We start from the raw sequence: 8,315 nt of genomic DNA on the forward strand, positions 1-8,315 counted from the left end.
CGAGGGTCGACAAGCTGCGGCACTACTTCAACCACCCGGGCTTCGTGGAGCCCATGGCCGACGGCGTGCTGCGCTCCCTGGCCGACCTCCCCGAGGAGGTCAGGGCGGGCGCCCACATCGCGTTCACGACCCACTCCATCCCCGACTCGGCCGCCGACACCTCCGGTCCCGTCGAGGGACACGGCGACGGCGGCGCGTACGTCGCGCAGCATCTGGACGTGGCCCGGCTGATCGTGGACGCGGTCCGCGAGCGCACCGGGGTCGAGCACCCCTGGCGGCTCGTCTACCAGTCCCGCTCCGGCGCCCCGCACATCCCGTGGCTGGAGCCCGACATCTGCGACCACCTGGAGGAGCGGCACGCGGCCGGCGTCCCGGCGGTGGTCATGGCCCCCATCGGCTTCGTCTCGGACCACATGGAGGTCCTGTACGACCTCGACACCGAGGCCCTGGCCAAGGCCGGGGAACTGGGTCTGCCGGTCCGCCGCTCGGCCACCGTCGGCGCCGACCCGCGGTTCGCCGCGGCCGTCCGCGACCTCGTCCTGGAGCGGGCCGCCACCGAGAGCGGACGAGCGGTCACCCCGTGCGCCCTGGGCGCGCTCGGCGCGAGCCACGACCTCTGTCCGGTCGGGTGCTGCCCGGCCCGCGCCCCGCGGCCCGCCGCCGCGGGCGCCGACAGCCCCCACGCCTGAGGAGCACCGTGACCGACCCCCTGCACTCGGACCTGCTCCGTCTCGCCCGGGAGGCCGCGCGCCGCGCCGGCGACCTGCTGCGCGACGGCCGCCCGGCGGACCTGACGGTGGCCAAGACCAAGTCGAGCCCGATCGACGTGGTCACCGAGATGGACATCGCCGCCGAGAAACTGATCACCGACCTGATCTCCGGGCACCGCCCCGACGACGGCTTCCTCGGCGAGGAGGGCGCCTCCACCGAGGGCACCAGCGGGGTGCGCTGGGTGATTGACCCCCTCGACGGCACCGTCAACTACCTGTACGGCCTGCCGACCTGGGCCGTCTCCATCGCCGCCCAGCAGGACGGGCAGACGGTCGTCGGGGTCGTCGCGGCGCCGATGCGCGGGGAGACCTACCACGCGGTCCGCGGTGGCGGCGCCCACGCCACCGGTGCCTGGGAGGGCGAGCGCCCGCTGGCCTGCCGGCCGGCACCGCCGCTCGAACACGCCCTGGTCTCCACCGGCTTCAACTACGTGACCGGGGTCCGGGTGCACCAGGCGGAGGTCGCGCACCGGCTCATCCCGCTGCTGCGGGACATCCGGCGCTCCGGATCGGCCGCGGTCGACCTCTGCGACGTGGCCGCGGGCCGGCTCGACGGCTACTACGAGCGCGGGCTGCACCCCTGGGACCTCGCGGCGGGCGACCTCATCGCCCGGGAGGCGGGCGCCCTGACCGGTGGCCGCCCCGGAGAGGGCCCCACGGGCGATCTCACGATCGCCGCCACCCCTGGCGTCTTCGAGCCCCTCCAGCGGCTCCTGGAGGACTTCGGCGCCTGGCACGACTGAGGCGGCCGAGGCGGCAGGACGAGGAGCGGGCCCCCGGCGCTGGATTCGCCGGGGGCCCGCTCTCGTGCCGTGGTACCTGAAGTGCCGGTCAGGCGCGCAAGGCGCCGACCTCCACACCGTGCTCCGCGGCGAGGCGGCGCAGGTCGTCGAGCTCGCCCTGCTCCACCTCGACGAGGAAGTCGTCGCCCTCGTCACGGGCTCGCGTCAGGTCGGACTCGGTCGTCCTTATGCGCTGCAGAAGCCCTGCGGTGAATGCGTCCATGCTGTGCCCCCTCGTCCTGGGTCGTGGGTCGGTGGCACGGGGGTGTGCCGGTCGGAAGGGGCGATCACGTCTCCTGCGGGTGCCCGGGCCGCACCCGCCTGACGGCGACGGTGCCGGACAACCACGACCGCTCCGCGGAAAGCGGGTCGCCCCGTACCGCATGGTGGTGCGGCACAAGCGGAGCGTGATCGCGGGGTGTAAAGCCGTCCTCCCCCCGCTCCCATTCACGGAAACCTCAACCCACCGAGAAAATCCCGCATTCCCGCGCCTCACACCCGGCCTTCATCCGTCACTCACCCGTCTTACCGCCGACTTATGGCCGAAAAGGGCAGGATGGACGCCAACACACCCCCGACAGACCCCTGCCCGCGCGCCCGAGCGGCGCTACGCGGGTGGACAGAGGAAGGAAAAGCGACGTGCGCGTACTCGTCGTCGAGGACGAGCAGCTGCTCGCCGATGCGGTGGCCACCGGACTGCGCCGGGAGGCCATGGCCGTCGACGTCGTGTACGACGGTGCGGCCGCCCTGGAGCGCATCGGCGTCAACGACTACGACGTGGTCGTCCTCGACCGTGACCTCCCGCTCGTCCACGGCGACGACGTCTGCCGCAAGATCGTCGAGCTGGGCATGCCCACCCGCGTCCTGATGCTCACCGCCTCCGGCGACGTCAGCGACCGCGTCGAGGGCCTGGAGATCGGCGCCGACGACTACCTTCCCAAGCCCTTCGCCTTCAGCGAGCTCACCGCGCGCGTGCGCGCCCTGGGACGCCGGACCAGCGTGCCGCTGCCGCCCGTCCTGGAGCGTGCCGGCATCAAGCTGGACCCCAACCGCCGCGAGGTCTTCCGCGACGGCAGGGAAGTCCAGCTCGCGCCCAAGGAGTTCGCCGTCCTGGAGGTGCTGATGCGCTCCGAGGGCGCCGTCGTCTCCGCGGAGCAGCTGCTGGAGAAGGCGTGGGACGAGAACACCGACCCGTTCACCAACGTCGTCCGGGTCACCGTCATGACGCTCCGCCGCAAGCTGGGTGAGCCCCCGGTCATCGTCACCGTGCCCGGCTCCGGCTACCGGATCTGATTCCCCATGGCAGCGACCCCCGCACCGCCCCAGGCGCCGCCGAAGCCCACCTGGGACCCCAGAAGGCCCGTCCAGCCCTTTCCCTGGCTGCGCCCGACCATCCGGATACGGCTCACCCTGCTCTACGGCGGCATGTTCCTGATCGCCGGCATCCTGCTGCTGTCGATCATCTACCTGTTCGCCGCGAGCGCGCTGAACGTCGGCAGTGAACTGCCCTTCAAGATCCTGTCCGGCCGGGTCTCCAGCGACATGTGCAACCTCGGCGTCAACACCCTGCCCGCCGACGAGCTCAACCGCGCGCTGAACGAGTGCGTCAACGAGGAGCGCCAGCACGCGCTGGACACCCTGCTCAGCCGCTCCCTGCTGGCCCTGCTCGGACTCGCCGTCATCGCCTTCGCCTTCGGCTACGCCATGGCCGGGCGCGTCCTGTCGCCGCTCGGCCGGATCACCCGCACCGCCCGCGCGGTGGCGGGCTCCGACCTCTCCCGCCGGATCGAGCTGGACGGCCCGGACGACGAGCTGAAGGAGCTGGCGGACACCTTCGACGACATGCTGGAGCGCCTCCAGCGGGCCTTCACCGCCCAGCAGCGCTTCGTCGGCAACGCCTCGCACGAACTGCGCACCCCGCTGGCGATCAACCGCACCCTGCTGGAGGTGCACCTCTCCGACCCCGGGGCGCCGGTGGAGCTCCAGCAGCTCGGCAAGACGCTGCTGGCCACCAACGAGCGCAGCGAGCAGCTCGTGGAGGGCCTGCTGCTGCTCGCCCGCAGCGACAACCAGATCGTCGAGCGCAAGCCGGTCGACCTCGCCGAGGTCGCCGAGCAGGCCGTCGACCAGGTGCACGCCGAGGCGGTGGCCAAGGGCGTGGAACTGCGCGGCAAACGCGACCCCGCGGTGGTGCAGGGCAACGGCGTGCTGCTGGAGCGGATCGCCCTGAACCTCGTGCAGAACGCCGTGCGGTACAACATCCCCGAGGGCGGCTGGGTGGAGATCGACACCGAGCTCCAGCACGGCCAGGCGGTCCTCGTGGTGGCGAACACCGGGCCGGTGGTCCCGGCGTACGAGATCGACAACCTCTTCGAGCCCTTCCGGCGGCTGCGTACGGAGCGCACGGGGAGCGACAAGGGGGTCGGGCTCGGCCTGTCCATCGTGCGGTCCGTGGCGCGGGCGCACGGCGGGCACATCGCGGCGCAGCCGCGCGAGGGCGGAGGGCTGGTGATGCGCGTTGCCCTGCCCGTCTGAGATCCTTGCGCCGACACCGCGGGGATGTTCGCTTTGCGCGGAATTTTCTGCGCGCCGGGCGGGCTGTACCGTGTGTGATCGATCACAAGGGCGAATTTTCGGCCATCTACTCTCGGTGATCATGTGACCAGTCGGAAAGCCGGGAAAATCCGGGTTTTCGGGGGTCTTGATCACGGGAAGTACACGGTGAGACGCCTTTGAACTGCGGCATTAGGACCGTGTACGGTCCGCTTCGCCATCCAAGCCGATCACTCTTGAGGAGTCCGGTTGGGTGTCGATTGAGTAACAGACCTTGATGTGAGGCAAAATCTCCGCCTCGGGTCGGGCACAAGTCCGGCCTCTCACGCGTTACGTGCGCTGGAGACACCGCAGACACCCAGAGGGGGAGAGCGACATGGCAACGGATTACGACACCCCACGCAAGACCGACGACGACGTCGACTCGGACAGCCTAGAAGAGCTCAAGGCCCGGCGGAACGACAAGTCGACCTCCTCTGTGGACGTCGACGAGTTCGAGGCCGCTGAGGGCCTGGAACTGCCCGGAGCGGACCTTTCCAATGAGGAACTGGCCGTCCGGGTGCTGCCCAAGCAGCAGGACGAGTTCACCTGCATGAGCTGCTTCCTGGTGCACCACCGCAGCCAGCTGGCCCGGGAGAAGAACGGCCAGCCGATCTGCCGCGACTGCGACTGAGGAGGGGTCGGCCGTGACCGGCTCGACCCCTCCCTGGAAGCGCCGCTCGCCCCTCGGGGCAGCGGACCAAGGGCCGCCCGGCGGCCCGTCCGGCGCGCGTGGTGACGAGCGAGGCTCATCCGACCTGGGATCGGCCTCGCTCGAACCGACGGCCGGCCCTGGCCGACCGCCGGTGCCGGCCGGTGCACCGGTGCCCGCCGCCCGTCGGCGGGCGGCGGTGATCCGGGACAAGGCCGCGGAAGGCGTCCGCAAGGGCGGCAGCCGCGCGAAGGCGGCCCTGTCCTACCTCGCCGACCGGATCATCGAGAACGCCCCGCGTGTGCCCGTACGGGACCTCGCGACCCTGCGCCGGCAGTTCCCGGGCCTGGGGCCCGAGCAGCTCGCCGACAAGCTCGTGGCGGGCGCGATGACGGCGACCTCGACGGTCGGCGCGGGCATCGGCGCGGCCGCGATGCTCCCCGTGCCGCCCGCGATGCCCACCGAGCTGGCCGCCGAGATCACCGGCGTGGCCGCGATCGAGCTGAAACTGATCGCCGAGCTGTACGAGGTCTACGGCGTACGCCCGCCCGGGAACCTCAAGGAGCGCTCCACCGCGTACCTGGACGCCTGGTCCGGGGAGCGCGGCATCGTCGTGACCAAGCCGTCGACGGTGAGTTCCGCGCTGAACAGCCACATGAAGAACCAGCTGCGTCAGCAGATCATGAAGCGGATGGTGCGCAACCTGCCCAACCTGATGCCCTTCATGGTGGGCGCGGCCGTGGGCGCGCTGATGAACCGCCGGGACACCAAGAAGCTGGCCGACCGGATCCGTGCCGACCTGCGCCGGAACCAGGTGCCCTGGGAGGCGCTGACGGAGCTTCCGCCGCTGGAGGAGCCCGCGGACCCGCTGACCCTCGGCGAGGCCACGAAGGGGATCGGCCGCAGACGCTTCGGCATCGGCCGGTCCGGGAGCTGAACCGCTCCCGGCAGGCCGCGGGTCCCCGGTTCCGGGGACCCCTCGATCCCGTGTTCTAGGAGTGGTCCTGTGCCGTCCTGGCCGCGGCGATGGCCTCGGCCAGCTCCACCGGCCGGCGCGTCGACAGGTACAGGTACGGCGTGGGGTCCTGCGGGTCGGTGACCTCCACCCGCAGTGCCGTCGGGATGTAGGCGCGCAGCAGCAGGAAGGCGCGGGTGTCGGCCTTGTGGGTGCGCCAGGCCCGGGCCTCCTCGGCGTCCAGGACCTCCGCATCGCCCAGCGCCGAGACCGGGATCTTCGCCTCGCCCGCGACCAGCGATCCGCCCACGACCCGGATGCGGAGCGAGCCGTAGGAGCTCGCCATGACGGCCGCCACGGCCGTTCCGCCGACCAGGCCGCCGAGCATCGGCAGGGTGCCGAAGGGCAGCAGGATCAGGGCCATCGAGACACCCACCAGCACCGACACCAGCCACCAGGAGCGGGGGGCGGTGAGGCGTTCTTCGTACGGGGTCGTGGAGAGCTGCATGGGGCCAAGCTTGGCACGGTGTCCGGAAGGCACCGACGCGCGGGTAAGGTCTGCGCCTGTGAGTGGTACATCCCCAAGCCTTCAGCCTCCGGCCGACGCCGTGACACCGGCGCGACACCCCGACGCGCCCGCACCCGGCGAGCTCCTCGGCGAGCACTACGGCCAGTGTTTCGGCTGCGGCGGCGAGCAGCCGCACGGGCTGCACCTCCAGGCCCGGGCCGGCGAAGGGGTCTCCCTCACCGCCGAGTTCACCGTGCGCCCGGAGCACCAGGGCGCGCCGGGGCTCGCGCACGGCGGGGTCCTGGCGACCGCGCTCGACGAGACGCTCGGCTCGCTGAACTGGCTGCTGCGCACCATCGCGGTGACCGGACGGCTGGAGACCGACTTCGTCCGGCCGGTTCCGGTCGGCACCTCGCTGCATCTGCAGGCCGAGGTCACCGCGGTGGCCGGGCGGAAGATCTACTCCACCGCCACCGGACGCGTCGGGGGCCCCGACGGGCCCGTCGCCGTCCGCGCCGAAGCCCTCTTCATCGAGGTCAAGGTCGACCACTTCATCGACAACGGCCGCCAGGAGGAGATCCGGGCCGCCATGAGCGACCCCGACCAGGTGCGGCGGGCCCGGGCCTTCGAGGTGAACCCGTGAGCCGTGCCCCACTGGACGTGCTGATCCGCCGCGTCGATCCGGACGTACCGCTTCCGTCGTACGGGCATCCCGGCGACGCGGGGGCGGATCTGCGCACCACCGAGGCGTGCGAGCTGGAGCCGGGGGAGCGGGCGGTCCTGCCCACGGGGGTGTCCGTGGCGCTCCCGGAGGGGTACGCGGCCTTCGTGCACCCCCGTTCCGGACTGGCCGCCCGCTGCGGTGTCGCCCTCGTGAATGCCCCGGGGACGGTTGATGCCGGGTACCGTGGGGAGATCAAGGTGATCGTGGTGAATCTCGACCCGCGCGAGTCCGTGCGGTTCGAGCGCTTCGACCGGATTGCCCAACTGGTCGTCCAGCAGGTCGAGAGGGTCCGCTTCCAGGAGGTCGCGGAACTTCCCGACTCGGCGCGGGCCGAGGGGGGCTTCGGGTCCACCGGTGGTCACGCCGCCGTGGACGGCGGGCACGGCACAAGCGGTCGGGCCGCCGAAGGCGGCACGACGGGTGGGACTAGATACGCTTCGGTCGTATCCGACCGGGAAGGACAGTGACGTGTTCGGACGTCGCAAGAATAAGGGTGCCGCCGGGGACGCGGCCGGCGAGCCCGAGCAGGTCGTCGACGGCGTCGACACCGAGGCGGACGAGGGCACGCGCGAGCGCGTGCGACTGGAGCCGGAGCCGCGGCCCGACGGACCGTGGGACAGCACCGAGGTGCGCGAGCCCGGCGAGGGCCGGGTCGACCTGGGCGGACTCTTCGTCCCGGGCGTCGACGGCATGGAACTGCGGGTCGAGGTCGCGGGCGACGCGATCGTCGCCGCGACGGTGGTGCTGCGCGACAGCGCCATCCAGCTCCAGGCCTTCGCCGCTCCCAAGCGCGAGGGCATCTGGGGCGAGGTGCGCGAGGAGATCGGCACCGGCATCACCCAGCAGGGCGGCATCATCGACGAGGTCGAGGGTCCGCTGGGCTGGGAGCTCAGGGCGCAGGTACCGGTCCAGCTGCCGGACGGCACGGGCGGCTTCCAGGTCGTCCGGTTCGTCGGTGTGGACGGTCCGCGCTGGTTCCTGCGCGGTGTGATCTCGGGCCAGGGCGCGGTGCAGCCGCAGGCGGCCGGGCTGCTGGAGCAGATCTTCCGGGACACCGTCGTGGTCCGCGGCGAGGGCCCGATGGCGCCCCGCGACCCGATCGTCCTGAAGCTGCCCAACGACGCCCAGATGGTCCCCGAAGGGGTCCAGCAGGAGGAGGCCGGATCCCGGTTCTCCGGCGGCATGGGCCAGTTGCAGCGCGGACCGGAGATCACCGAGGTCCGCTAGACAGCCGTAGCGCGAAAGGGCCGTACCCCTCGGGGGTACGGCCCAGCACGACACACCGCTGGACACGGCCGCGGGGCCACGGTCCGGCGGCGGCCCGGCGGGGCC

At 72.0% G+C, this 8,315-nt stretch carries 11 protein-coding genes; 9 read left to right on the forward strand and 2 right to left on the reverse strand.

The genetic code is table 11. The features are described from left to right. Both ABT296_RS38060 and ABT296_RS38065 read left to right on the forward strand, forming a co-directional pair. Window positions 1–689: ferrochelatase (locus ABT296_RS38060; protein WP_351934655.1), on the forward strand; the 689-nt coding region annotated here is incomplete at its 5' end. 8 nt (window positions 690–697) lie between these two features. Then, on the forward strand, window positions 698–1,513 hold the full coding sequence (locus tag ABT296_RS38065; protein ID WP_351934657.1) for an inositol monophosphatase family protein: 816 nt from the start codon (window positions 698–700) through the stop codon (window positions 1,511–1,513). Window positions 1,514–1,601: 88 nt separating this feature from the next. On the opposite strand, the gene ABT296_RS38070 is transcribed toward ABT296_RS38065, so the two are convergent. Continuing rightward, complete coding sequence (locus ABT296_RS38070; RefSeq protein ID WP_351934659.1) at window positions 1,602–1,775, reverse strand: hypothetical protein; 174 nt, start codon at window positions 1,773–1,775, stop codon at window positions 1,602–1,604. A 416-nt stretch (window positions 1,776–2,191) separates the two neighbouring features. Between ABT296_RS38070 and ABT296_RS38075 the strand changes: the two genes are divergently transcribed. The 4 genes from ABT296_RS38075 (at window position 2,192) to ABT296_RS38090 (ending at window position 5,733) form a co-directional block, all read left to right on the forward strand. Next, window positions 2,192–2,845 carry a response regulator transcription factor gene (locus ABT296_RS38075; RefSeq protein WP_028424348.1) on the forward strand — a complete coding sequence of 218 codons (654 nt, stop codon included), beginning with the start codon at window positions 2,192–2,194 and terminating at the stop codon, window positions 2,843–2,845. Between the two features lie 6 nt (window positions 2,846–2,851). After that, entirely contained in the window at window positions 2,852–4,087 is a 1,236-nt protein-coding gene (locus ABT296_RS38080; protein ID WP_351934661.1) for a sensor histidine kinase, read from the forward strand. A gap of 394 nt (window positions 4,088–4,481) precedes the next feature. Then, the gene (locus ABT296_RS38085) at window positions 4,482–4,778 is read left to right on the forward strand and encodes a DUF4193 domain-containing protein (protein ID WP_003997302.1); all 297 of its coding nucleotides are present in this window, start codon (window positions 4,482–4,484) and stop codon (window positions 4,776–4,778) included. A 13-nt stretch (window positions 4,779–4,791) separates the two neighbouring features. Beyond that, window positions 4,792–5,733, forward strand: a complete 942-nt coding sequence (locus ABT296_RS38090; protein ID WP_351934663.1) for a hypothetical protein — start codon at window positions 4,792–4,794, stop codon at window positions 5,731–5,733. Between the two features lie 55 nt (window positions 5,734–5,788). On the opposite strand, the gene ABT296_RS38095 is transcribed toward ABT296_RS38090, so the two are convergent. Continuing rightward, window positions 5,789–6,259 carry a DUF3093 domain-containing protein gene (locus tag ABT296_RS38095; protein WP_351934665.1) on the reverse strand — a complete coding sequence of 157 codons (471 nt, stop codon included), beginning with the start codon at window positions 6,257–6,259 and terminating at the stop codon, window positions 5,789–5,791. A gap of 58 nt (window positions 6,260–6,317) precedes the next feature. Between ABT296_RS38095 and ABT296_RS38100 the strand changes: the two genes are divergently transcribed. The 3 genes from ABT296_RS38100 to ABT296_RS38110 are packed head-to-tail and all read left to right on the forward strand — an operon-like array spanning window position 6,318 to window position 8,210. Continuing rightward, a complete protein-coding gene (locus tag ABT296_RS38100; protein WP_351934667.1) occupies window positions 6,318–6,902 on the forward strand; it encodes a PaaI family thioesterase in 585 nt (194 codons plus the stop codon). Next, the gene (dut, locus tag ABT296_RS38105) at window positions 6,899–7,450 is read left to right on the forward strand and encodes a dUTP diphosphatase (RefSeq protein WP_351934669.1); all 552 of its coding nucleotides are present in this window, start codon (window positions 6,899–6,901) and stop codon (window positions 7,448–7,450) included. The genes ABT296_RS38100 and dut overlap by 4 nt, the downstream gene beginning before the upstream one ends. Window position 7,451: 1 nt before the next feature. Further along, on the forward strand, window positions 7,452–8,210 hold the full coding sequence (locus tag ABT296_RS38110) for a DUF3710 domain-containing protein (protein ID WP_351934671.1): 759 nt from the start codon (window positions 7,452–7,454) through the stop codon (window positions 8,208–8,210). The last annotated feature ends 105 nt before the right edge of the window (window positions 8,211–8,315 follow it).

This window comes from Streptomyces sp. NPDC000983 (assembly GCF_040299205.1).
GTDB lineage: Bacteria > Actinomycetota > Actinomycetes > Streptomycetales > Streptomycetaceae > Streptomyces.